This is a genomic window from Pseudomonas sp. RW3S2 (genome assembly GCF_014268955.1).
GTDB classification, from domain to species: Bacteria; Pseudomonadota; Gammaproteobacteria; order Pseudomonadales; family Pseudomonadaceae; genus Aquipseudomonas; species Aquipseudomonas wayambapalatensis.
Window position 1 is genome coordinate 59,806 of the sequence record NZ_JABWRM010000007.1, and the last position, 24,894, is coordinate 84,699.

A 24,894-nucleotide genomic window follows, 5' to 3' on the forward strand; every position below is an offset into this window, starting at 1 on the left:
AGGCTCGCATCCTTTTGCCTTCGAAGAACGAGGTGGCGATGAGCGATAGATCAGACAGCGAAGTCAGCAACGGTGCAGTACGCCGCCCCCGGATCAACCGGGTAACCATGGGTATGGTTGCTGAACAGGCCAAGGTCTCCCCAAGCACGGTATCGCTATTTCTACGCGACCCGGATGCGGTCTCAAGCAAGCGCGCTGAACGCATCCGCAAAGCCATCGCCGACACTGGCTATACCATCAATCGCCTCGCCGGCGCCTTGGCAGGCAACCACAGTCGTGCAGTCGCAGTGATCGTGCCGTCGATGATCAACGCCTTCTTCTCGGAAACCCTGCAAGCTATGCAGGAAGTCTTTGAAAGCCGTGGCTACCAGTTGTTGATCAGTAACAGCGACTACGACCCGAAACGAGAGCTGGAGTTGCTGCGCGCCCACCTGTCATGGTCACCGGCAGCCCTGGTCGTCACTGGCAGCGACCACGCCGCCGCCCGTCCACTGCTCGAAGCCACGGGCATTCCCGTGGCTCAGATGTGGGAGTTGGGCAACGACCCGTTCCACCTTCAGGTCGGTTTCGACCACCAAGCCGTCGGCGCAGCCCTGGCCGAGCACCTGTACGCGCAGGACCTGGAACGCTTCGTCTATGTCGGCACCCGCATGCACCTCGACCACCGCGCCCGCCAGCGCGCCGAAGGGTTCAGTTCCTGGTTGAATGGCAAGGGGCTGACCGCGCAGGTGATCGCGCTGGAGCAAAACACCTCACAGGTCGAACTGAGCGAGGTATTCGATGAAATTGCCCGTCACGGTGATGGGCCACAAGGCCTCTGCTGTTCGAACGATATACTGGCCATCGCAGCCTTGTTCGAAGCGCAGCGCCGCGGCATTGCCGTACCGCAGCAGTTGGCGATTGCAGGCTTTGGCGACCTGCCACTGAGCAAGCTCAGTGCACCGCGTCTGACCACCGTACGTCCTTATCCTGCCGAGATCGGACGAACCGTGGCCAGTCAGCTGTTGGCTTGGATCGAGGCAGGTACCCTCCCCGATAAACCTCAGGTCGTCGACCTGGGTTTCGAGTTGGTCGTACGCCAGAGCAGCGTGCGCCAGTGATAGGCTCACGCAGCACCGCCGGCCAGGCTAGGCAGCCAAGAGCACCTTGCCGATAAGGCTCGCCCCCGCCAGCAACAGCAGACCGAACACTGCCAGACGAAGCACCTGCGGTGAAATCGCCAGCGGGTGACGCCGCATCCACCAGGTCAGCAGGAACACGATCGGCAATGCCTCCAACGAGAGGTAGCCCGCCTGCAGCTCGAATCGGTGCGTAGCTACTACTACGCTCAAGCGCATCAAAGCATTGACTGCGAACACTACGATCAGCGTGTCGCGGATGACCTGCACGGCCAGTGGCTGGCGATAGAGCTGGTAGACCAACGGCGGCCCGGCACTTGAAAACAACCCGCCCATCACGCCGGAAATACTGGCGAAAAAGGCGAAACCGAACCGCCCCGACATCTGCTGTCGCCCTCGGGACTGCAGGATCAGCATGAAGCTGCAGACGATGATGGTGATGCCAAGGATGATCTCCAGCAGGTCCCGCTCATGGGCGCCTAGCACTGCCAGCAAGCACACGCCAGCGACGACACCAGCCAGGCTGCAGGCCAACACGAGCAGGACGAGCCGGCGCGGCAGCCCCGGCCACTTGCGCACCATGACTACCGCGTTGGCCAGCGTCAGGATCGAGCTCACGTTCGCCACGGTTTCCATGGGCGCCAAGTCCAGCATGCCGGTCAGCCCCAATAGCAACAGGCCGAAAGCAAAGCCGGTGGCGTTCTGGGCGAAAGTGGCGACGACGACACACGACATGAACCCAATGTGCTGCCACCACTCCATCACTGCGCGCCCTCGGGCATCGGGTGTAACACCACGCCGGTGGCAAACAGCGCAGCCAGGTTGGCTAGCACCCGGTCGGCCATGGCCTGACGCGTTTCTTTGGTGCCACTGGCCACATTTGGCGACAACACGACCGTATCCAGTTCACGCAAGGCTGCTGGCACGTGCGGTTCATCCGCGAACACGTCCAATGCCGCCCCGGCAATCCGGCCGTTGCTCAGCGCATCGATCAGCGCGTACTGATCCACCACCGAGCCACGCGCCACGTTGACCAGCATCCCTGTGGGGCCCAGTGCCTCAAACACCTGCCGACTGACCAGCCCGTCGGTGGCGCTACCACCAGGCACAGCCAACACCAGAAAATCACTGCACTCGGCCAACGTCAGCAACGAGTCATGGTAGGTGTACGCCAGCTGAGGCTTTGGCGTAAGGCTCGAGTAGTTCACCTGCATGCCGAAGGCACTGGCGCGCCTGGCAATCGCCTGGCCGATCGGCCCCATGCCAACGATGCCGCAGGTCTTGCCGCCCAGCGCGGTGGTCAGACCAAAGCGTTCTGCCTCCCAACGCCGGGCCCTGACGAAGCGGTCAGCCACCACCACTTGCCGGGCGACGGCCAGCAACAGGGCCATGGCGGCGTCGGCCACGCAATCGTTGAGCACATCAGGCGTGTTGCTGACCTGGATGCCCCGGGCGCGGGCTGCTTTCAGGTCGACGGCGTCGGTTCCCACACCAAAACAGACAATGGCACGCAAGGCCGGTAACTGCTCGATCAGATGGGCACTGGCCCCATGCACACCCGTGGTCACCAACGCCTGAACGTCCGCGCCCTGTTCGGCCCGGAGCGTCGCGGGCGATTCACAGCGCCATAGCTCCAGCAGCTGATAGTGTTGTTCAAGCTGTGACCGCAAGGCAGGCAGCAAAGGCCCGACGCTCAGCACCAGCGGTTTGGTATCAGACATCACGAATCTCTCTCTTGCCAGGTATTGCCGGATTCAGCTCAAGGCGGAGCAGCGGGCCGACTACAACCAGGTAACTGAACATCGCTAGCAGCGCATTGGCGGCGACGAACACCAGGGCCATATTGAAGGAACCGGTGGCCTGCACGATGAAGCCAATGATGATGGGAGTGGTGATGCCACCGATGTTGCCGAAAGTGTTGAACAACCCAGCCGTCACCCCACCCGCCTTTCGTGGCGCAGCGTCGGCCATGACCGCCCAGCCCGGTGATGCGAAGCCCTTGCCGAAGAAGGCGAACGCCATGATCGCGATAACCATCCACGGCAAGGACACGTAGTTGCAGATGATCATGCTGGTGGAGGCCAGCAACCCGACAATGATCGGCACTTTGCGCGCCAGGCTCAGCGAGCCGGTCTTGCGCATGATGCCGTCGGAGCAGAGCCCGCCCAGCAGGTTGCCGACAAAACCACAGATTGCCGGGATCGAGGCCAGGAAGCCGGCCTGTAGAATCGACATGCCGCGCTCTTGCACCAGGTAGATCGGGAACCAGGTGGTGAAAAAATAGGTAATCGTGGAAAAGCGGTAGTGGCCGATATAGATCCCCACCATCATCCGACTGCTCAGCAAACCCTTGAGAATCACCGGCAGTGTCAATGGGTTGTCGGTTTTTCGCAGCTTGCCGAGATGGGTATCCATGTCGACTACCGCACCGCCTTCACGCAAGTAGTCCAGCTCCACCTGATTGATGCGCTGGTGCTCCAGCGGTGAATGCACCTTGCGTACCCAGACCCAAGCCATGATGAAACCCAACACGCCCATCATCACGTAAACCGAGCGCCAACCGTAGGCATGGATCAGCCAGCCACTGACGGGCGCGAACAGCACGGGCGCGAACAGCACGATCGCGAAGTACTGCCCGGAGTTGAAGATCGAGGACGCCGTGCCCCGCTCACTTGCCGGGAACCATGAGGCAACCATCCGGCTGTTGCCCGGGGCTGCCGGCGCCTCAGCCAGACCGACCAGAAAGCGCAAGGCGAAAAATGCCGTGACCACAAGGCTGACGTTGGAGCCGCCGTTGAACGCCTGGACCAGGGTCAGCAGCGACCAGCAGAAAATGCTGACCGCATAGGTACGCTTGGAGCCGTAGCGGTCCAGCAACCAGCCACCTGGCAACTGGCCCAGCACGTAGGCCCAGGCGAATGCCGAGAACATCCAGCCCATTTGAACCGGGCTGAGTGCGAACTCGCCCTGGATAGCGGAGCCCGTAATAGACAGGATACCTCGGTCGCCATAGTTCAGCGTCGAGACGAGGAACAGGATAAGGATGATCCAGTAGCGCGTCCGTGAAGGCGTCACCGTTGCCGCGGCGCTGGCCGCGACCTGGCCGGAAATGGGTGCCTGATTCATCGAGAGTCCTTCCGGTGCGCGATGGCGCCGGTTTGTTGTTCTTGTAGGGATGCTCAATCGGCTACTGCAACACGGAGGTAGCCTGCGCGGGGCGCAACGGTAGCAGTCAGTAGGCCGTGGCTACCGCTTCGGGCGCCTGGCGGCCTTTCAGGGCCACCAGCAGTTCATTGGCCTTGCTCATCATCATCGCCATGTCCGAGGCCACAGCGGCGAAGGCGTAGCCCTGCTCCAGGTAGCTGCCGACCAGCTCCGGCGTGCCGCCAACGATGCCGATGGGCATGCCGATGGCTTTGCAGCGCACGATCGCGTCGCTGATCATGGCCTGGATATGAGGGTGCGCCGGGTTGCCGATATGGCCACAGACACTCGACAGGTCGCCCGGGCCGAGGAACAGCGCATCGACACCCGGCACGGCCGCGATTTCCTCGAGGTTGGCCAACGCGGTGGCGGTCTCGATCTGCAGGATGCAGCACACCGAGTCATTGGCCTGCTGACCGTAGCCCTTCCAGGTGCCGTAGCGGCTGGCGCGGTGCACGGCAGCGAAGCCGCGGGTGCCCATGGGTGGATACTTGATCGCGCTGACCGCTGCCCTGGCCTGCTCGGCATTCTCCACGAACGGCACCATCACATTGGTCGAGCCCAGGTCCAGTGCGCGCTTGAGCAGCACGGGGTCATTGGCGGCCACCCGCACGATCGGCTGCGCACCGGTGCACTGAATGGCCTGCAAAATGTGCCAGAGATCGCGGAACTCGATCGGTACGTGCTCCATGTCCACCAGCAGCCAGTCGAAGCCTGCGTATCCCAGTGCTTCTGCCGTACTGGCCGATGCGGACATGAGCCAGGTACCGAGCAGTGCAGATTGGCGTTTCAGCAGAAGAGTGAAGGCGGGGGGCGTGACAGCAGTGGACATGGTGACCTCCTGAGGGTTGATCAACCAGCGCTACGAAGCAGAATCGTAGCGCTACGATTTTTCAGAAAGCCTACTGGATTATTAATCGCAGCGCTACGATTTTATCCGGACGCTCCCCCAGAGCTCGTGACAGACGCCCAAAATTTGCAGGCTAGAGGCGAGCACGGGCCAGCTGGAACCTGCCACCCGCCTTGACAGTCAATGTTCACCCGCATGGGCTGGCACCCAACGGGGCAAACGGACGCGCTGTGACCCTGCCTGGCGCCCTGCCCTACGCAACCAATAATCCAAGCGTACGCCGAGCAAGCCAAAACTGACGTACACTGAAAGCCGTAGACGACCACTCCGAAAGCTGTCAGAGATCGCCATTCTCGATCGCGCATCCTCGTGAGGGTATCGCGGGTATTTTTGGGGGTATATTTCCGCTTCTTGAGAGCAGAAATACCGCTCTAGAGCCCTGTCCAAATGTTTTTTGGGGATCCGGATAGTTTGTAACTGAGTTCCACCAAGCGCCTCAAAACTTCAAGTACCTGGAGTCATGAGGCTCTCCGGCCCCGACGCAGCGCAGCGACCCGCCGTCAGCGCCCGTACCTGTACAACAGGTTCGGCTCACTTACTATCACGATCTCTCGCCGTGGTCCCAAAGTGACACCTTCGGCTTGGGGGACGCCCTCGTCCAGTCCATGCAACCCACGCTGCAAATCCAGAAAGCTCAACGGCGCATAACCGCTATCGACCTCGACCAGGCGCTTGGACTCGTCACTGAGCACAAGCAGGTGCCGGGTCTGAAGGTCGTAATGCAGCGCCGAGATATCGCTCAAGCGCAAACGCCACAAGACCAAAGCCGACACCTGCGTACGGGGTAGACGCCTGGACGACGTATCGGCGGTCGGGACGCCATTGACGACTTCGAACAGCCGCATAGGCTGTTTTTCCTGGGAGGCGAACAGCACTGCGCTGTCCGAATCGAAAGCGATCCCCTCTACACCTCGGTTATTGTCAGCGCGCTCACCGAGTTCGAACGCGGGCAACGCAGCGCGTACGATTGGCTGGGACAGCTGCTTGATTGCAAGCCTTACCACTGTCTGGCGTCGCTCCTCGGCGATCAGCAAATGGCCGTTGCCATCGTAGCTCAAGGCTTCCGGGTCCTCAAAACCCGGCAGGTCGTAGCGCGCCATTAGCTGGAAACTTTCGTTGTACTCGAAAAGTCCGGCGGGTTTGTTCACCAACACGAAGTAGCGCTGCAGCTCAGGGACATGGATGATATCCGAAGCATTCGCCTCAATGCCGGGTAACTGCAAGCGCTCGATGAACTGGTATTGCCCGAGCCAGATGCTGCGCTGGCGTATGGGTTCAGCTACCGTGTATCGCTGCCACAACTGCCCCAGTTGTTCGCCTAGCTGCAAATGGGTCACAAGCCATAGCGCACACCCCAGTACAACGGCCATGCAGCCCAAAGGATAGAGTCGGTTCGAGAGGGTGGGGGTCATTGCGTGGCATTCCTCGGAGCATGGGAAGACACCGCCATCGGTACCGCCTGGCAGCGCAACAGTTCACTGGCATTGGCTTGGGCGACCGGGTGGCAGTCCAGCGAAGGGGGGAGCGGCGACGTGAGGTCTCGCAGTCGCCGCGTCAGGTAGAACACCGAGTCAGTCGGCAACTGCAGCACCGACTTGGCATGGTGCACCTGGCCGGCGCTGTAGAATTCGGCGGAATAGGAGCGCCGCCCGAGGTAGAACAGCGGTGCAGGTTGCATCAGGCTCGCCCGCTGCCAGGCCAGGACGATCTCGCGCTGGTTCTGTGGGCGCTGGTCCAGGCTGCCCAGCACGATCAGAAACAAGCCCAGCACAGGCAAGGCCAGTGCAGTGGCGATGATAGGGCGCTCGGCGATTCCCCGGGCACGGATCAGGCTATCGGCCAGCAACAACGCCCACGCGGGCAGCGCCGGCAGCACGTAGGTCCAGAGAATGTTACCGGCCAGGCTGAAGAAGACCGGAGTCGTCAGCGCCCAGAACCAGAGAAACAGGCCGAACGCATCGATGGGGGCACTCCTGCGCCGCAGATACAGTACCGGCAGCAACAGGCTCCAGGGGAACAACGCGCCCAGCAGGTACAGCCAGATAGTGCCCAAAGGCTTGGCATGGGCATTGCCGTACAGATCTCCGCTCCATTCGCTGATCACGTAGCGTTTCCAGTGCTCCCCCACCAGGAAGTAGTCAAGAAATCCTGGAGTCTTGATTTCAGCCAGCACATACCAGGGCAGCGCGAGCACCAGCAAAATGAGCAGGCCGCTCAGCCAGGGCAGCCGAGCGAGCTGCCGCCATTGCTGTTGGAAGGCGACCCATGCCAGCGCCGGTACGGCGAACAACACCAGCACCAGAGGCCCTTTGGCCAGCAACCCTAAACCCAGCCCGGCGAATCCCAGACGCGCCGCGCCGATTTCATTGCGTGCCATGGCACGCCAGAAGCCGACATAGGCCAGCAGCAGGCCAAAACCCAGGGTCGGGTCTGTGAGTACCACGCCGCTGGCGACCAAGCCCAGGGAGCAGGAGCTGTAGATGATCGAGGCGAGCACGCCCACGGCGAGGCTACGCTCGCGCCGGGCGACATGAATGATCAGCAGACAACTGAACACCTGGATCACCCAGGCGGGCAAACGTAGCGCGAACTCATTGACACCCAGCCACTGCATGCTTGCCGCCTGGGTCCAGAACGACAGGGGCGGCTTGCCCCAAAACGGCAGCTCATAAGTGAACATCGGCGTGATCCAGTCCCCCAGCTCAAGCATCTTGCGCGCCATCTCGCCGTAGCGCGCCTCGGAGGTGTCCATCAGGGGATAGGCGCCCAAGCCCACCAAACGCAGGGCTAACACCGTGATCAGCACGCCCCAGAGCAGCGGCATTCGCAATCGCGCAATCATGGGCGCCCCCCGTGGCGCACCACCCCGTTGCGAACCTCATGCTCGGTGCCCCGCTCGCGCTCGGTCTGCAGCAGGTACGACGGACGACGCTTGACCTCCAACAAGGTTGCCCCCAGGTATTCGCCAAGCATGGCCACCCCAAGGCAGAGCAACCCCGTCACGCTCAACAGCATATGCAGCAGGGAGACGCTACCCGCCAAGATGGCCGTCAGAAGCACGCCATTGCAGATCAGAAACGTCGACGCACAGGCAATGCTGTACCAGCGCAGCGGTTTGCGTGAGAAGGCCAGCGCACCTTCCAGCGCCAAGTCCAGGAGTGCCGGATAGTTCCACTTGCTCGTACCCGCAACCCGGACCACGCGTGCGTAGGGCAGCTCGATGCTGCGAAAGCCGACCCACCCCACCCGCAGTTTGAATACTCCAACCTGTTCGGGCATCGCCCGCAGAGCTGCCACTGCTGCGGGCCCTATCAGTCTGAAATCACTGACTTGGGCTGGTAGGCTGCCTTGCGCCATCAGCACACGCATGGTCCGGTAATACAGCGTGGCAGTGAGTTTTTTCAGCCATCCATCCCCGTCGCGCCGGGTCCGCTGCATGTTCACCACGTCATACCCCTGCAGCCAGTGATCAACCATCGTGGCGATGAGCTCCGGGGGGTCTTGCAGGTCGGCATCGATGAATACCAATGCTTGGCCGCGTGCATGATCGAGCCCGGCCCTGAGCGCCGCCTCCTTGCCAAAATTACGACTCAAGCGCAGGCAGCGGACCCACGAATGGGTTCTGAACTGACGCAGTAGATGAGGGGTTGCATCAGTGCTGCCATCATCGATGTAGAGCAACTCGCAAGACACGGGCAGGCGGTTGACGACCGCAGCAACGCGTTGGTGGAATGTCTGCAGTACCTGCTCTTCCTGATAGCAGGGCACGATGATGCTCAGGCGCGGCTCAGTGTCCGCGACAGACAAGGGGGAGATCGGCATGGCTATGGGTCCAATGACGGTGGATGAAGAAAACGACCAGGGTCAGGCTGGCGGTAGTCAGGGCCTGGGCCAGGCCTGGCGCAAGGGAGGTGGCGTGAAGGAGCAGGGCCATCGCCAGCGCATTGCACAGGTTGTGCATCAGGGCGACACAAACGAACTTTCGCGGTTGCAGGCGCTTGCCGTCGTGCCTTGCAAAGCAGCTGCGGCGGGCAAGCAGGAAACTGGTCAGCGCGCCGATTGCCGCGCCAATGACACTGCCCAGCAGGGGTTGTCCCAGCTGCAGGGCAAGCACGAACACAAGCTGGTGTACGAGGGTCGCCAGCACGCTCGCACCGAGGTAGCGTCTCAGGGCTGGCACGATGGTCGAAGGGGAAAGGATCGAGGTATTGGTCATGCCGCCATGCTAGGCAGCACGCCTGTGAACCGGACGTCACTCCAGATCACATTCATGTCACATCCGTTTCGTCAGGCCCTGAACGAAAAAGATGTCGCAAAAACGGCATTACTCATGCCGGTGAAACACTGCATGCGCAGCTTTACCAAGCCACGCATGCGCTCAACGAGGGTGCGCTCTCGTATCTGGGCTGATCAGACCTCTGGACACGGTTGAAAAACCCTCAAAAATGCCAGCCTCCAAGGGGCGCCGACAGCATTCTCCAGGTTTTTGTCCAGGGCCATGACACGCCCACCTAAAGCAGCATGGTCGTCCAGATGAACGTGTACTCAGCATGGTCGATCATTGCTTGACGGGCAGCCTCACTCTTTCCAGCCAGGATGGCGGAGGTGATCTCATCATGGCTGTACCCGGCTATATCCTTGGATCTCAGCGGTTTGTGTTCCGTGCCCAGGATAAGCTTGGTGAGTAAACCCTGAATCTCCACCTCTTGGCGAAGGAGGCTCGCCGAGCCTGAGATTTCAGCGATCAACGTGTGGTACTTGGCATCAGCAAACCGCACCTCAGGAAACTTTATGCCATGGTTGTCAAATTCGATGGCAGCCTGTTTGATCCGTTGCAACTGCCCTTCTGTTGCCCGCTGAGCAGCAAGAAAGCATGCCTCCCCCGCCACCCCACGACGCCAATCCGTCAGATCGCGAATATCCGCTTTCGAAAGCGGCGCCTGGCGCGCCGCCTCCGCAATGCGTTCGCCCACTTCTTCGGAAACGAAAGTTCCCCCATTACGACCGCGCACTGTGACAAGCAGACCCACGTCTCGCAGGCCACTGAGTGCCGCCCTGACCGTCATCAACGCAATCCCGAACCCCTTGGCCAGTTCTGTTTCCGGTGGGAGCTGCTCTCCGGATCGTAGTTCTCCCGTGAAAATTGCCTCGCGCAGTCGGAGTGCCACCAGGTCAGGTGCCGACCTGACGGAAGAAGGAATCGGTGCTAAAAATTTCATTTAACCTCTAGCTTCTATGTGTTATGTTTTGCGCGAAATGCTGCAGTCCCACGCAGCTATGCGCCCTTTCGATAAGGAATAATGCCTCACATGACCCCCTTTACCAATCGAAACCTCCCGAAACGCCCCCCTCACATTCTGGTGGTCGGCTCATTGACACCCCCGGATGCAGATGATTGGTTGAAAGGAAAGCTCAGCGAACTGTCCACCAGCGTCTTCCTCGCGCTGGAGCGCGCCGGCGCTGAGTTCAGATTTGTCGAGGCCTCTGACGCCCAGTGCCTGCCGGAAGCACTACTCCATAGCTACGACGGACTCTTGGTATTAGGTGGCGGCGATGCTGACCCTGCGTGTTATGGCCAGAAGCCCATCGTCGAGACGATCTATGGCGTCAATCTGGAAGCCGATCGTTTCGAGCTGGGTTTGATTCGCCAAAGTGCTACGAACAATATTCCAGTTCTCGGGATTTGCCGCGGGATGCAGTTAATCAACATCGCCTTTGGTGGAACCCTTCATCAAGAAATTGGTTCGGGTTTCCACAACGGAAATAAAGACAACTCCAAGATGGTCAGCCATGAGGTCAACCTGTTTGAGGGGTCCAGGCTGCACGGGATTTATCAAAAAAATACGCTGACCATCCGATCTGCCCATCACCAATCCGTCTCCTTGGTGGGTAAAGGTCTGGTGGTCGCGGCGGACGCCGAAGATGGCACGGTGGAAGCTATCGAGTCGGTAGGTTCGGCTTGGGTCTTGGGTGTCCAGTGGCACCCCGAAGATCCGCAGGCTTCACAGGAAGATTTCGATCGCTTGCTCGCGACGTTTCTCAATTCGCGCAAGGACTCGGCCGATACCGCTCAATCGGCCTCCGAGACCTGTATCTGACACGTCGCCACGTTCATTGAAATCTGATGCACGACGATACCAGAGCGCACAAGTCCTACACGGCAGCGCCTCCGGTTTAGACTCGTTATGCAAACACATTCCTTTCAGGAATGCCCAGTGATAAAAAAAATTAAAAGGGTGCGAAATGCACGAACACATCAAATGTGATGTTACCCATGATCCACAGACTCGCGAACTCAAGCGGCGCCTGGAAAACAGACATATACAGCTCATTGCCATCAGTGGGGCAATTGGAACAGGCCTGTTCATGGGCGCGGGAAAAGTCATCGCCCTGGCAGGCACCTCGATTATCCTGGTCTATGCCATTATCGGCTTCTTCATATATTGCGTCATGCGCGCCATGGGCGAAATGCTGCTGTCCAATCTGAAGTATCACTCTTTTTCAGATATGGTTGCAGATTACCTGGGGAACCAGGCCGGCTACCTGTTGAGCTGGACATACTGGCTCGGTTGGTGCGTTGCAGCCATTGCAGACATGGTGATGGTTGCAGGATTCTTCCAGAACTGGTATCCCGACGCCCCCTCCTGGGCACCCGCGCTGATTACCGTTGGTATCCTCATCAGCCTTAACCTTCTTGCGGTCAAAGTCTATGGCGAAGTTGAGTTCTGGGTGGGGCTCATCAAGATCGTGGCTATCGTTGCCCTGTTGGTCACCTGTTTCGTTCTCGTCGCCTCCTCGTATACCTCGCCGACCGGTACCACGGCGTCGTTGTCTAATCTAGTCCAGCCGGGCGCCATGTTGCCACATGGCATAATGGGATTCTTCGCAGGATTCCAGATTGCAATCTTTTCCTTTAATGGTACTGAACTCATCGGCACAACGGCCGCTGAAGCCAAAGACCCTGAAAGAACGATCAAGAAAGCCATCAATACCATCCCGATCCGCATTATGTTCTTCTATATCCTGTCTCTGATCGGCATCATCAGTGTCATATCGTGGGCAAATGTGTCCGCCGCGCAGAGCCCGTTCGTACAGCTGTTCATGATTGCAGGCCTACCGGCAGCAGCGGGCATCATCAACTTCGTCGTGCTGACATCGGCTGCGTCGTCTGCCAACAGTGGTATCTATTCGAGTGCGCGTCTGCTGTTCGGACTGTCGCGAGGAGGACAAGCACCCACGGCGCTGGGTTACATTGCCGCCAGGGGGGTGCCCACCAATGCAATCCTTCTCACCGGGGTAGCGATCTGCGCAGGTCTTCTGCTGTTGCTGTTCATTCCATCAGTCATGACCGTATTCACTCTCGTGTCGACCATCGCTGCAATTGTGGGCCTGTACACGTGGTCGATGATTCTCTTGGCCTATCTTGCCTACCGTAAGAAGTCACCTGCGCTGCACGATCGCTCTAACTTCAAGATGCCAGGGGGCGTTCCCCTCGCCGTCTTGACGTTGGTGTTCATCGTATTCGTCACGGGCCTGCTGGCGTTGGAAGACGACACTCGCATGGCGCTGTACTTCATGCCCGTCTGGTTCGTTTTCCTGACGGTGTGCTATCGAATTCGCAAGCGAAGGACAGCCACCCCTGCGCATTCCGTTTCGACGGCTAATTGAGTCCGCGCTGAGGGACATCCGGTAACGGCAGCGGGTCCGCCGCCTATGCACGGGGTATAGAGGAGGCGCTGCCAGTGCCCCTTAAGCTTCGCCCTTTCAACTGCCCCCATTGTCCTGAAGGACTGACGGGGGCGCTTGTTCTCGACTCCAGGTGTCGCAGATTTCGCAGGCGGAAAACCAGCGAGGCGCTCTCCTTCCATTCGACTGTCCGGTAACAGCCGGTCCAATTGCTGCAGGGCAAGGGCCGGCTGCGATGCGTGGGTCAACTGCTTGCCCGGCAGCACGCTTGTGAAGCGTATGTCACGGCAGATCACATTCATGTCACATTCGCTTCGTTAGGGTAGCCACACCTACACGCTGGAGTGTCTGCATGAAGTGGGTTGCCTCAACAGCTTCGATTCTTGTGCTATGCCTGAATGGAGCATGGCTGCGAACCGACCATCAGGTGCCCTCGGGCATCGATGCCGACATCCAGGCTGCGGTCGATGCCTGGTGTCTCTGCAGCTCGAGCGCAGCACACCGCCAGTTGTCGTCAACAAAGGTTCTGCCACGATGATAGAGATACTGCTGGTCGAAGACGATCATGCTCTGGCCGGCTCGCTGGCCGACTACCTCAGCGAGGTCGGCTTCGAAGTCGACTTCGCTTTCGATGGCCAGACCTGCCTCGAACGCACCCTGCTTCAGCGCTACGACGTGATCGTGATGGACATCACCATGCCCAAGCTCAACGGCCTGCATGCGTGCAAGGCGCTGCGCAAACGCCAGGATCACACGCCCGTGCTGTTCCTGACCGCTCGCGACACCCTTTCCGACAAGCTGGACGGCTACGACGCAGGGGCCGACGATTACTTGGTCAAGCCCTTCGAGCCCCAGGAGCTGGTGTGTCGCCTACAGGCCTTGTTGCGTCGCGGCAAGCTGGGTGCAGACGCAGAACAGCTGCGTTGCGCAGAACTGGTGATCGACTTGCGGCGCAACCAGGTCCATCGCGACGGCGTGGTCATCGATCTACAGACTGTGCCCATCCGCCTGCTGGCATTGCTCGCCGAAGCGGCTCCGAATGCAGTCAGCAGACGACAGCTCGAAAGCGCGCTGTGGCCCGATGAACCGCCTGAAAGCGATTCGCTGCGCACGCATATCTACCGACTGCGCCAGGTGCTGGACCGCCCCTTCAAGCGCGAACTGATAAAGACCATACACGGCCGAGGGTACCGCCTTGCCATCCCCGACTAGCTCCTTTTTCGCCCGGGTACTGTGCATCCTGTTACCGTTCACCGCCTTCGTGGTGCTGCTCTACAGCGTGCTGGTGTTCACTTCGATCACCATGACCGAAGACTACGTGGTCAACGGCTACATCGATCAGGAGGTGCAGCGGTTCGAACAGATTTACGCCAGCAATCGTAGCGAAGCAATGCTGCCCACGACCAGCTACATGCGCAGCTACTGGGCCGACGACCCCGACCTGCCCCAGGCATACCGTGCGTTTATGCCTGGCAGCTACGAACTGGATGACGAGCGCACCCATGTGCGGGTCGTCCATATACCGGCAGCCAGTCAGAACCTGTATGTCGAAGTCGACGAATCCCAGCTCAGTTCCCTTGGCAATCACATCAGCCTGTTGTGCAGCATCTTGTGGGCCGTCGCCGGACTGGTAGTGATTGCCGGGGCATGCCTGGCGGTGGTCGGCGCTCGTCACCTGGCCCTGCCGGTAACGCGTCTGGCCGAGGCCGTGAAGGATGGCTGCCTGCCGGGAAAAGAGCTGCCCGGGCATGAGCGCGATGATGAAATCGGTACCCTGAGCCGTGCCCTGACCCAATTGGTAGACCGCCTGCACAGCACACTGGACCGTGAGCGTGCCTTTACTCGCCACGCTAGCCATGAGCTGCGCACGCCCTTGGCGGTCATGCGCAACGCGCTGGCAGTGATCCGCCTGCCGCAATGCAGCGCGGAAAAGCGCGCACGCAACATCGACCGCCTGGAGCAGGCCAGCGGCGAGATGGAAATGATGGTGCAGTTGTTCCTGTGCCTTGGCCGAGAAGGCGAGCAGATGCCTACCGAGCCAGTAGCGCTGCGGCCAATGCTTGAAACCTGCTTGCAGAAGTTCGAAGGTCGCCTGGCCGGCAAGCAACAGCGGATCGATCTGCAGGTCGAGGCCGACACGATGATCGATGCGCCGCCCAACGTCTTGCAGGTGCTGATCACCAACCTGATTGGAAATGCCGTCCAGCATGGCGAACGCTACCTGCAGATCCAGGCGAACGCCTCGACCCTGACCTTGGCCAATGCGCTGTTCCCAGGCGACAGCGGCACCCCAGGGTTCGGCTACGGACTGGATATTTCACAGCGTCTGAGCAGCCATTGCGGCTGGCGCCTGGAACTGAACCGTGAGCCAGGGTGCTTCGTAGCCCGGGTGCACTTCTCCAACCACTGATTGCCCACTCGACATCATGAGCGCATGCCCGCGCTACACGGATGTGTGCGCGTCATCCAACCCACCGTGACAGGAGCTCCCATGAAAACAACAAGCCTCCCCCGTTCAGACACCCCACTGTACTACCACCCCGTGCTCAGGGCCTTGCATTGGATCATGGCCTGGGGGTTCATCCTCATGTGGCTGACAGGCGTACTGGTAACCAACGTCGAAGGTGTACCGTTCTTCGTCGACGAAGATCGCCAGGGACTGATCCGCGACTTTCACAAGTCGGTTGGCTACACCCTGCTGATGTTGGTGTTGCTGCGGCTGGGGGTAAAACTCACCCAGCCGGCTCCGGCAGCGCCAGTGGCAATGCCACTGCGCGACAGGAGGCTCGCGCTCGCAGGCCATGCAGCGATTTATCTGATGGTAGTGGCCGTGTGCATGACCGGCATCGCCATCGCAGACTTGCATGAATACGGCAACGCCTACTTCGGTATTGAGCTACCACAGCTTTTCCCGACCCGGGAGCAGGTGCTGGGTTGGGCTTCGACGCCATGGGCCTATGTCCTGCATGCCATGCTTGCCTACGGACTGCTGGCACTGAGTGCTGGGCATATCGCTGCGGTCTGGCTGCACGCCCGCTCACACAAAATCGAGCTGTTGCCACGGATGTATGCCAAGGCCGGAAAGAACCCTGCGCAGACAAGACGCAAGCTGACATTCGTCGCCTGCTGCATCGTACTGCTGGTCGCAGTATTTGCAATACGAGGGTTCGTGACCCTGGGTGAGCTGGAGGAGCCGCGCGACTACCGTACAACAACGCCGTTCCGATGAAATGGCAGCATGGTGCCGCCCTTGCGGTCTCACTGAAGAATTCTGGTGTATTGTCCCCGCAACGGCTTTGTACCGCTGCGATTGCGGAAGAAAAACCTAATTCTGTGTCCGGGAATGTTGACCACTACAAACCAAGGCAAAGCCTTGGTGATCTGCCCTCACGGGCGCACCTCTGCCGCAGCAGACAATAATTGCCGGCGCACCATCCACAGATCGACAGAGCAAACCGCTGCATGGTTTCCAGTGGGTACGGCTTGCGACCACCGCCGGCCTTTGGGTAATGCGGCTCGATCAATGCCACCAAACCGCCCCACGGCACCACCTGCTCCATCTCGGCCAGGAAGCGCTCGCGGCGGGTTTGCTTGCGCTTAACGGCGTACTCGAAATCGGAAAAGCTCATCTGACTCATGGGATGGCGGGCTTGTAGAGGGCAGTTGGACGGAGGGCTATTTCAGCACAGGTCAGGCGGCCTGTGCTGACTTGATCGGAGAATCCCTAGGGTCTGTATGAAAAGCCTTGAGACGAAGGTCAGGCAAGGCGAAAACAGCCGAGGAACGGCCGGGGTCGCGCTCGACTTTACGGGTTGTAAATGAGCATTCCGACCGGGCTGGCGCACCAGGCTGTTTTCAACGCAGCATCACCGAGTATCAAGGTTTTTCATACAGAGCCTAGTGTGCCTTCGCCAGTGGACATGGATAAGGGCCAAGCATCCCAGGGATCCGATGATGACTGCCAATGTCTTGATACCCGTGGACAATCCAAAGAAGTCGATCAAGTAGCCGGTGACCACTGGAATTGTTCCAGCTGGAATGTACCCGCCCATATTGAAAATCGCATTGGCTTCAGCCCTCCGCTCGCTGCGGACATTGTCTGCGATAAGTGTGAGGCCACCCAGCTGGCCCAGCCCTTGTCCTGCTCCGGCGAAGAGGGCTGAAGCAATCAGCCAGGACACAGAGTTCATTTCCATGGCGACCCAGACGCTACTCATCGATGCAATCGTGGCCGCTCCGCTAATGGTGAAGATCGTGCGATGGCCAAATCGTTTGGCTACGAACTGGACACCTACCGCGACAATGAACATGAAGAATGCCATGCAGCCGGTAATCAACGGGCTGCTCATTCCCATGAACGTGGCGATCAGCTTCGGGCCCAGGGAAAGGATGAACGAAGTAGATGTGAGGCCGGGCCCAAAGAAAGCGATGCCCAGCAGCACGACACCTACGCTCTCTTTCGGAACGGTTGGTAAGCGCGGCTTGAACGAACCAACCCCCAGCTTGCGGTTTTTTTGGCCTAAAAGGGCAAAAAACGCCAGGCAAAGAAGAGCGATCTCAATCTCAAAGACCGTGTGAATGGGAGTGGCGAAATACTGCGCGACGATGCCAGCCAGTAACGGCCCTGCACCTGCACCGGCAACCATCGCCACAGACGCCATCAACGAAGCAAAGTGCTTTCGGTGCGGTTGAGCGTGCTCAACGACGTTGGCCATACCTCCGGATACCACCAATCCAACAGATACACCGGTGAGGAAGCGAGCCGCCATGAGGGCACCAATGCTTTCGGCCTGGTGGAACAGGATAGCGCCGATGATTGCCAAGCCGATGCAGGGCAGCAGCAGAGCTTTGCGTCCGTAGTGGTCGGACAGCTGTCCTGCCACCGTCAGAGTGAACAACAGTCCGATGATGTAGCAGGCGAAAATCACGGCCAGGGTTCCAGACGTAAAGCCTAAGGTCTGCTGCCAGATGCTGTAGAGCGGAGTAGCGGCGTTGGAGAGGATAAAAATCGCGGTGACGATCCATGCTGTTCGATACACAGCGAGTGTCCCCTGTTGGGGTGTTGTGCTGTTCATGAGCGAGGTCTCTCTGATAACTGGTGCGGGCCAGATTAATCAGAGGACTGATGGACGCCCATTCGCTGGAGGCGCAAACGGGGTGTGAAAAAATTCACATTGATGTGGTTTTTGCCAAGCCTTCAATGAGGAAGTCGAGTACCACTCTGATCTTCGCTGAGTTTCGCAAGTCCTCGTGAAAAGCGAGCCAGATTGGAAGCTCAAGGGCAGGGATATCCTTGTCAGCTCTCACAAGCCCATACTCGGCAGCCAAGAAGTCCGGCAGGTAAACCACTCCCGCTCCCCCAACTGCTGCGAGTGCCTGGATCCGCAAGTCGTTGCTGGTCACCGAAAGCTCCCGACCATCGAGATGATCCATAAGCCATCTCTGCTGTGTTGACTCCACCATGCTTTGGTCATAGCCAATGAACTCGAAGTATTCAGGAGATCGCTTCGCCAAGTAGGCCTCGCTTGCACAAGGGTAAAAGCACAATGTTCCCAGGTTTTTGGCAACAACACTTCGCTCTTCAGGTCGATTGAAAGTGATCGCGATATCCGTTTCTTTTCTCGCCAAGGACGCAGTCGATTTTGCTCCCACCAACCTGATCTGAAGTCGAGGATGACGCTCACGTAGCTCCCCCAATCTGCGAGCTACCAGAGTGCCTAGGTAGGCAGGAGGCGCTGACAAAACGACCTCACCTTCCACTCGACACTCCTCGCCGTCGACAAAGCGTTCCAGCGCGAACGATGCCGACTCCATCAGCGCTGCATACTCGCCCACTCGGAGGCCGTCCTCGGTGAGTGCGTACATGCGCGCTCTCCGGTCGACAAGCTTCATGTTCAATGCGGTTTCGAGGGCAGAGATCCTTCTTGCAACCGTGGCATGCTCGACACCTAAAGACCGAGCTGCTGCTGCCAATGATCCTTCTCGAACGAAAGCAATAAAATATCGGAGGCTTTCCCAATCAAACATAGCGACTCAATAGATGGTTGATCAACAGTCATGAATGTATCAGCACCCACTCAACTAGGGCAATGTCAAGGCTTGCAAAGCACAGGGCTGGCGATTTTCTAGGAAAACTCCGAACACGTTGCCCATCAGCCGGAAATGGATGGCTTAGGGATGCCGAAAAGGTGCTGACTTGATCGGAGAACCCCTAAAGTACAGCAGTGCATTTACGAACTCCTTGCCCACTCAATGTCAGTAACGCTTCAACTTCGCCCTCCGCCCATAAACTGTTCCCTTTTCCGTCGGAATATTTGGCCCCTGAAGCTGTGCGCTCTTCCTCCAGAGTGAAAAGTTTGCCACCGACGAAAACGTTTGCAGCGTCCTCTCCAATGAAGGTTACATCCACCTCCGTGCCTTCACATATGTAAGCGGCCTTATCTTGAGCCGCCAATGACGCACTAACGTCTTTTCGTTCATTGCCACTATCATTACAGGCAGACAGGGCCAAGCAGGCCATACTCGCACCGATCACTAAAGGAAGTTGTTTTAGCCACATACTACAGCGCCTCCAAAAACCGAGAGAACATCATCAATGTGTATATCATGCCCTCCAAAAGCCGCGCGAGCAGTTGAAGAGCACGTCAAGAACGATATATCTTCCGTCAGAACTCGTAACTTAATTTAAGCGTAGCGCCAGCACTGTTTCCGATCTTTTCTCCGAGGGTTTCTTTGAGCGCCAAACTCGCCTGTACACTTCCGTGACGCGCACGCACGGCCAAGCCTGCACTTAAAAGATCGCGAGACTGTTCGGCCGAGTTCTGTTTCACCTCAATGCCTTCAAGGGTAGCGGTGCTGCTTGCCCCTCGTGAACTCAAAGAACGATGGTAGCCAAGGTTAAGCTCAGGCTCGACTGACCAACTACCCATCGGTATGCCGCGCCCAATACTCAGTTCAACAGTAGCGAAGGTAGCGTCCTTACTCGCTTTATTCACGCCCAGCGCCAGCTCGCTGTTCTTTTCTCGCCTATCGCTCCATTGTGTATGTGTTGCCACCAACCCGATCCTGGGCTCGATACGCCAGTCTGCATACCACTGCTGGTACCCAACGTTGATGCTCGCATGATAGAGCTGGCCATTGCTGTCCCCTTTTGCACTCGTGAACCCGGTCAGATCCCTTTTACTCTTAGCATCAAAATAACCGGCCCCGAGGATACCGCTCAGGTAGGGGCCTTGCTGCAGGCTGTCGAAAGCATGAATGAAACCAACAGAAAGCTGAGTGATATCAAATTCAACTTTTCCACCGGCGCTGCTCACGCGCCCTTTAGTCTGGGCTAGCGTAGCCCCACCTTGATTTTGCTCATCGATTTTTTGGATGATGCCAATTGCTATGCCGTCGCTTCGCTCTGTGCTGTTACTGGCACTCGAGCCGCCCTCATTGCGCTGTCCAGAGGTGAGGCCTTGCATCCACAATCGAGTCGTCTGGCCAGGAGAGACATTGGAAAGTTCGGAAGACATAGCATTGTTTACGGCGATAGGTTGCCGACTCAAGTACGCTAAACTGTCGGCATAGACCTGACCACCCGCGTTGCGAGGCAGATCGTCGAGATAGCCTCTCGATAAATTGCTTTGAAGCCATTCGTTATAAGCCCCCGCACGCAGTGCGATAGGTCGATCTCGCAACGCGTTTAGCGCACTTGCAGTTCTCGCCGTATTTCCTCTCAAGTCTTTTTGGCCGGGCAGCTCTGTCGATGCCAAGATCAAATCGACAGAGTGCTGGCGGAATCTCAGGTCATATCGCATGCCTCGCTCGGCGAGTCCCGGGGCTTGTTGCAAGCTATCGAAGCCACCGCCGTAACCTGCTCCTTGGCTCGCAACGATGAGCGGTTGTACGGTTCCAACGCTATGGGTAGGTCCAGCGGTGAGCTGAATTCGACCGCCGAGATTAGCGAATGCCGCTGGCCCTTCAAGGCGGATTGCCGCATGTTGGCTGTCTGTGGTCTTGAGGGTACTGGTAGTCGACAGTTCCAGCGAGCGAGTGAAGGATAGTGCGCTGACCTCCCGGTCGACTACGAGCGTACCCTCCAATCTGGTAGGTGCATTCACCTGGCCCCTGCCGCGCAATTCACCACTTTCAGCGACCGTCAGTCCTGGGCCCGTCAACGCGCCATTCACGGCCAGCCGCCCACTGCGAACATGACTAGTTGTAGAGAACTGGTTGGTACCGTCAAGCGCCAACTCGCCCTGGTCTACAGTAACACCCGAAAAACGGTTGTTGCCTGCAAGGGTCAAAGTACCTGCACCGCTTTTGGTAAGTGTGCCACCAGACGTTATATCGTTATTCCAGACGTCACGACCACTCCAGCGAAGCGCGGTTGGGTTCATCGTCAAGGTTTGATCGCCAAAGAGCATCGCGGGCCCTTTGATTGCTTTTCCTAGGTTTAAAAGCCCCCAACCGAATTCGGTATCCACACCAGGATTGCCAAGATCCGAGGCCGTCGTCAGCAACGTCATTCTTACCTGCGCAATACTGAGATAAGGAAACCGCTCAGCAATCAATGCTGCGCTTGAACTCACTAGCGGGGTTGAAAAAGAGGTTCCACCACTCTCCTTATAAACATACTCGATATTACCATCTTCGTTCACGCTCGCGTCCACCACATACAGGTCGCCTGGAGCCGCCAAGCACCAGTCTCTTGAAACACCGCACTCATTTGAATAGTCCGTCAACCTTCCGTCTGCCCCAACTGCAACCACGCTCAGAAAGCCACTCTCCAGCTCTGGCCTATATCGAGGCAATGTCGCGAGCAACCCAGGTTGAACGTTACTTTCGTTACCTGCAGCGAATGTGAATAAGCGCCCACTTTTCACGCCACTTACGAGTTCGTCAATGAAGGGGTGCTTAGCGGCGGGGTCAATTCTTGAGTACGCCAGATCGACCGATTCGGGCGTCTCGCCAATAGGGTCATCATTATAACTATTGCTGATTATTCTAACCGAAGGTGCTTTCTGCTGAAGCGTGGACAGTGCGCCGTAAAAGTATTCCTCTTTTCCGGGCGTCAGCAAGGAGGATGGGAGTTCTACTGCATTGTCATCCGACTCATCCTCATCCTCGTCTTCATCCACTTCTCCCACCTCTGTTTGAAATAGTCGAGACTCAGGCGCAACGCCACCTACAAATGTGAACTCACCAAGGCTTTCTGTGCGCGATGCGATAATTCCACTAACACTCGCCCCATGACTTTCAATCGTGGGTAGTCCGGTTTTCTTGTCTGTACCGAACTTGGGAATTGAGAGATCCGAGTCAAACGCCATGTCATTGATGATTGTACGGTTGATCAGTGGTCGAATATCCAGCCCGAAAAAAGCAGGGTGCTGCGGAAGAAACCCGCGATCAATGACACCCACGTCGACTCCGCGACCGAACAGTTTTAGTTCGCGAGCAGCAGGTACGTCAACATAATCCTGCTCCCACCCACTAGAGTTATTCGCTGCATTTGCGTGACTCGATAATGCGGCCAGCAGGGGTGCCAGGGCGAGCTGTGTTAATGATTTTGCGTCGAGAGTGCATTTGTTCAAGGACGGCTTCACTGTACGTTCTTATTCAATAGGAAATCAAGTCAAGAGTAGGCGCCAGCATGACTTCCGAAAACGCCCACGCCTGGCTAGATAGTCTTGACCCTGCCAAGCTGAATACGGTGCCAGCGAGATTTCCGAAATACCGCTGCTTGTCGACATCCACACAACGTCACCCGACTTAAAAGTCAAGCCGCAATAGTGTGCGCCAGAAGTTTTTTATGGGCGAACGCCAGTGCTTTCGCCAATTGTTTTCCCACCATTCATCTTCGTTTTTGATCACCCCCTCGATATCACTGCTCGCCTCGCTAGCGGAATGCTGTCGGAACATCATCGGAAATACGCAGTGTTGCCGAATCCGCTTTTTGAACATCACGTCCACTGGGATACCGTCATAGGGAGTTTTTGCCAAAATCTCACAGCCCGCTCGCGAAAGCACATAGGCATGAAGAGCGACTACGCGCCCTCTCGCAATGAAGGGGCACCACGTCAGCCACGTTCGCCCCATGCTGTAACCCAGGTGCAAGGATTCGAAGTGTCGCGTGCGCATGAAACGATTTATCCACGCGACACAACCCACCTTGACGTCGTAGGGTTTCGCGTCATCCTCAAAGATGAGAATCCTGCCCAGACCTTCATCGAGCGCTTGTTGGGCAAGTCTCTGATGAGACAGATAGCAGCCGCGCTGTGGGTTGCTGTCCTTTTGCGCGATGTGGAAGATCACTCGCTGGCCGAGTCGCTCACCGATCTCGCGTCTGAATAACGCTCGCCTGTCGCTTCGCACATCGAGCGAAATGCAATAAACAGCGTCAACATCAAATTTAATTTTACTCTGCATTCCAACCACCCGACTCAACTGGCTGGAAATATTGGAGCTGCATCCACCCTCCAATATATAGGAGGATTCTTATATCTGCCCTCGCTGAAGCTAGCGCCGTCCGTACAGTCGAGGCTGCCAGGTCGAAAACATGAGTATTAGTTGCGAAACACCAACGAGTTGCCTGACAGCATTGGGGCAGATCACGCCTCGCCTTCGGTGACCCGTCGCGCACATGTCCCCGGCATTAACAACACTCCACGAGCCTCACTCCAACAAGCCGCTCAACCAAAGGCACAGACTCCCCCATGCCCGGCTCAGCCATCCGCCCTCAGGTACGGCATGCTGCGCGATGATCGGCTCGGCCTTGATCAAACTACCCGCCAGGCTCCAACGCACCACACCTACCTGCTGGCCCTGCTCGACCGGCGCGATAATCGGCTCGAAATACTCGACCTCGCCCGTCAGGCCCGCCTGCTGCCCCGTAGGCACTGATAGCGTGACCGGGGCCTGAAACCCAATTTCCACGCGACTGGTCATACCCTTCCAGACCTTGAGGGAATCTAAAGATACCAAGGCTTGGTCTACCTGAACCTGCTCGAAGGCACGGTAGCCCCAACTGATCAGGCCCGCCGCCTCTTCGGCCCTGCGCTTTTCATTCTCGGCGCCCAGCAGCACCAGCAGCATGCCGCGCTCATGCGTGGCATCGACTCGCCGCTGTGCAGTCACCACCAGACAGTAGCCTGCTGCCGCTGTGTAGCCTGTCTTCATGCCCGTCACGGTCGGATCGCTGAACAGCAATGAATTGCGATTCCTGCGATTGGCCGTCGGCGTTCCGGGATAGTGATATTCCTTGATCGCGAAATAGTGCGCGTAGTCAGGAAATCCGTTCACCAACCTCAGCGCCAAGGCACCCAGGTCGACGGCGCTGCTGAGGTGGCCCTCTTCAGGCAGGCCAGCAGGGTTCATGAAATGGGTATCGAGCATACCCAGGCGTTGCGCCTCGGCATTCATCATGATCACGAACTGATCGACCGTACCGCCCACCACCTCAGCCAATACATAGGCCGCGTCGTTGCCTGATTGCACCAGAAGGCCTTTGATCAGATCGTCCACGGTGACCTCCATGCCGGCGTGAAGGTACATGGTCGTGCCCGATTTTTTCCAGGCAGAACCACTGATGGACACCTTTTGCTGCAGGTCGATGTGCTGGGCACGCAACGCCTTGAACACCAACAACGCCGTCATCAATTTGGTGGTGGAGGCGGGTTCGAATCGCCGATTCCCGTCCTTTTGCGCGAGAACTTGTTTCGTATCGGGGTCAATCAACACATAAGCCTTTGCAGATACATTAGCGCCGCCGGCAAGTACCGCCTGACTCAAGATCAACAGCGTGGCGCTACAGGCGGCAATAGTCAGATGGTTGCGAAAACGCGCCGTGGGTGTCACGCAAGACTTCATCAGGTCTCCAGATTATCGAACAGGGCATGGATGCACCCGATAAAAACCTAAACGACAGTAATTTGCCAAATGATCGCTCATCATCGATAGCGTGATGCCTGCGCATCCGATAACGCCTTAACC

The 24,894-nt window shown here is 58.1% G+C and carries 20 protein-coding genes and 1 pseudogene; 7 read left to right on the top strand and 14 right to left on the bottom strand.

Annotated elements, in window-relative coordinates:
• Positions 1 to 38 precede the first annotated feature (38 nt).
• Positions 39 to 1,100 (top strand): LacI family DNA-binding transcriptional regulator, encoded by a 1,062-nt coding sequence (locus HU748_RS11845; RefSeq protein WP_186664194.1) that lies wholly within the window; start codon positions 39 to 41, stop codon positions 1,098 to 1,100.
• Positions 1,101 to 1,127: 27 nt separating this feature from the next.
• Here HU748_RS11845 and HU748_RS11850 read toward each other — a convergent pair whose 3' ends face one another.
• From HU748_RS11850 to HU748_RS11880, 7 genes are all read right to left on the bottom strand, one after another.
• On the bottom strand, positions 1,128 to 1,853 hold the full coding sequence (locus HU748_RS11850; protein WP_186720439.1) for a TSUP family transporter: 726 nt from the start codon (positions 1,851 to 1,853) through the stop codon (positions 1,128 to 1,130).
• 26 nt (positions 1,854 to 1,879) lie between these two features.
• Complete coding sequence (locus HU748_RS11855) at positions 1,880 to 2,839, bottom strand: 2-hydroxyacid dehydrogenase (RefSeq protein ID WP_186720441.1); 960 nt, start codon at positions 2,837 to 2,839, stop codon at positions 1,880 to 1,882.
• A complete protein-coding gene (locus tag HU748_RS11860; protein ID WP_189657659.1) occupies positions 2,832 to 4,244 on the bottom strand; it encodes an MFS transporter in 1,413 nt (470 codons plus the stop codon). Before HU748_RS11860 ends, HU748_RS11855 begins: the two co-directional genes overlap by 8 nt.
• A gap of 106 nt (positions 4,245 to 4,350) precedes the next feature.
• Positions 4,351 to 5,118, bottom strand: a complete 768-nt coding sequence (locus tag HU748_RS11865; RefSeq protein WP_346655308.1) for a 2-dehydro-3,6-dideoxy-6-sulfogluconate aldolase — start codon at positions 5,116 to 5,118, stop codon at positions 4,351 to 4,353.
• 614 nt (positions 5,119 to 5,732) lie between these two features.
• Positions 5,733 to 6,644, bottom strand: coding sequence for an SdiA-regulated domain-containing protein (locus HU748_RS11870; RefSeq protein WP_186720443.1), 912 nt, complete (start codon positions 6,642 to 6,644; stop codon positions 5,733 to 5,735).
• Complete coding sequence (locus tag HU748_RS11875) at positions 6,641 to 8,074, bottom strand: phospholipid carrier-dependent glycosyltransferase (RefSeq protein ID WP_186720448.1); 1,434 nt, start codon at positions 8,072 to 8,074, stop codon at positions 6,641 to 6,643. Before HU748_RS11875 ends, HU748_RS11870 begins: the two co-directional genes overlap by 4 nt.
• A complete protein-coding gene (locus HU748_RS11880; protein WP_186720449.1) occupies positions 8,071 to 9,054 on the bottom strand; it encodes a glycosyltransferase family 2 protein in 984 nt (327 codons plus the stop codon). The genes HU748_RS11875 and HU748_RS11880 overlap by 4 nt, the downstream gene beginning before the upstream one ends.
• Here HU748_RS11880 and HU748_RS26420 point away from each other — a divergent pair.
• Positions 9,053 to 9,664, top strand: coding sequence for a hypothetical protein (locus HU748_RS26420; RefSeq protein WP_238343337.1), 612 nt, complete (start codon positions 9,053 to 9,055; stop codon positions 9,662 to 9,664). The genes HU748_RS11880 and HU748_RS26420 overlap by 2 nt on opposite strands.
• A gap of 79 nt (positions 9,665 to 9,743) precedes the next feature.
• Here HU748_RS26420 and HU748_RS11890 read toward each other — a convergent pair whose 3' ends face one another.
• Entirely contained in the window at positions 9,744 to 10,451 is a 708-nt protein-coding gene (locus HU748_RS11890) for an FCD domain-containing protein (RefSeq protein ID WP_186720452.1), read from the bottom strand.
• Between the two features lie 90 nt (positions 10,452 to 10,541).
• Here HU748_RS11890 and HU748_RS11895 point away from each other — a divergent pair, with 90 nt between their 5' ends.
• The 5 genes from HU748_RS11895 to HU748_RS11915 all read left to right on the top strand — a co-directional run bounded on the left by HU748_RS11895 (position 10,542) and on the right by HU748_RS11915 (position 16,147).
• Complete coding sequence (locus tag HU748_RS11895; RefSeq protein WP_238343338.1) at positions 10,542 to 11,330, top strand: gamma-glutamyl-gamma-aminobutyrate hydrolase family protein; 789 nt, start codon at positions 10,542 to 10,544, stop codon at positions 11,328 to 11,330.
• 145 nt (positions 11,331 to 11,475) lie between these two features.
• Positions 11,476 to 12,900 carry an amino acid permease gene (locus HU748_RS11900; protein ID WP_186720456.1) on the top strand — a complete coding sequence of 475 codons (1,425 nt, stop codon included), beginning with the start codon at positions 11,476 to 11,478 and terminating at the stop codon, positions 12,898 to 12,900.
• A gap of 552 nt (positions 12,901 to 13,452) precedes the next feature.
• Entirely contained in the window at positions 13,453 to 14,130 is a 678-nt protein-coding gene (locus tag HU748_RS11905) for a response regulator transcription factor (protein ID WP_186720458.1), read from the top strand.
• A complete protein-coding gene (locus tag HU748_RS11910; protein WP_186720460.1) occupies positions 14,114 to 15,328 on the top strand; it encodes a HAMP domain-containing sensor histidine kinase in 1,215 nt (404 codons plus the stop codon). The genes HU748_RS11905 and HU748_RS11910 overlap by 17 nt, the downstream gene beginning before the upstream one ends.
• Positions 15,329 to 15,409: 81 nt before the next feature.
• Positions 15,410 to 16,147: a cytochrome b/b6 domain-containing protein gene (locus tag HU748_RS11915; protein ID WP_186720462.1), complete on the top strand. Its 738-nt coding sequence runs from the start codon at positions 15,410 to 15,412 to the stop codon at positions 16,145 to 16,147.
• A gap of 241 nt (positions 16,148 to 16,388) precedes the next feature.
• Here HU748_RS11915 and HU748_RS11920 read toward each other — a convergent pair.
• From HU748_RS11920 to HU748_RS11950, 6 genes and pseudogenes are all read right to left on the bottom strand, one after another.
• Positions 16,389 to 16,556: pseudogene (locus HU748_RS11920) on the bottom strand (IS5/IS1182 family transposase); the annotation flags it as partial.
• Positions 16,557 to 16,784: 228 nt separating this feature from the next.
• On the bottom strand, positions 16,785 to 17,993 hold the full coding sequence (locus tag HU748_RS11925) for an MFS transporter (RefSeq protein ID WP_186720464.1): 1,209 nt from the start codon (positions 17,991 to 17,993) through the stop codon (positions 16,785 to 16,787).
• Positions 17,994 to 18,087: 94 nt separating this feature from the next.
• Entirely contained in the window at positions 18,088 to 18,945 is an 858-nt protein-coding gene (locus HU748_RS11930; RefSeq protein ID WP_186720465.1) for a LysR family transcriptional regulator, read from the bottom strand.
• A gap of 638 nt (positions 18,946 to 19,583) precedes the next feature.
• Positions 19,584 to 22,508: a S8 family serine peptidase gene (locus HU748_RS11940; protein WP_346655466.1), complete on the bottom strand. Its 2,925-nt coding sequence runs from the start codon at positions 22,506 to 22,508 to the stop codon at positions 19,584 to 19,586.
• 166 nt (positions 22,509 to 22,674) lie between these two features.
• The gene (locus HU748_RS11945; RefSeq protein ID WP_186720467.1) at positions 22,675 to 23,331 is read right to left on the bottom strand and encodes a glycosyltransferase family 25 protein; all 657 of its coding nucleotides are present in this window, start codon (positions 23,329 to 23,331) and stop codon (positions 22,675 to 22,677) included.
• 246 nt (positions 23,332 to 23,577) lie between these two features.
• Positions 23,578 to 24,771 (bottom strand): D-alanyl-D-alanine carboxypeptidase family protein, encoded by a 1,194-nt coding sequence (locus HU748_RS11950; protein WP_186720468.1) that lies wholly within the window; start codon positions 24,769 to 24,771, stop codon positions 23,578 to 23,580.
• Between the last annotated feature and the right edge of the window lie 123 nt (positions 24,772 to 24,894).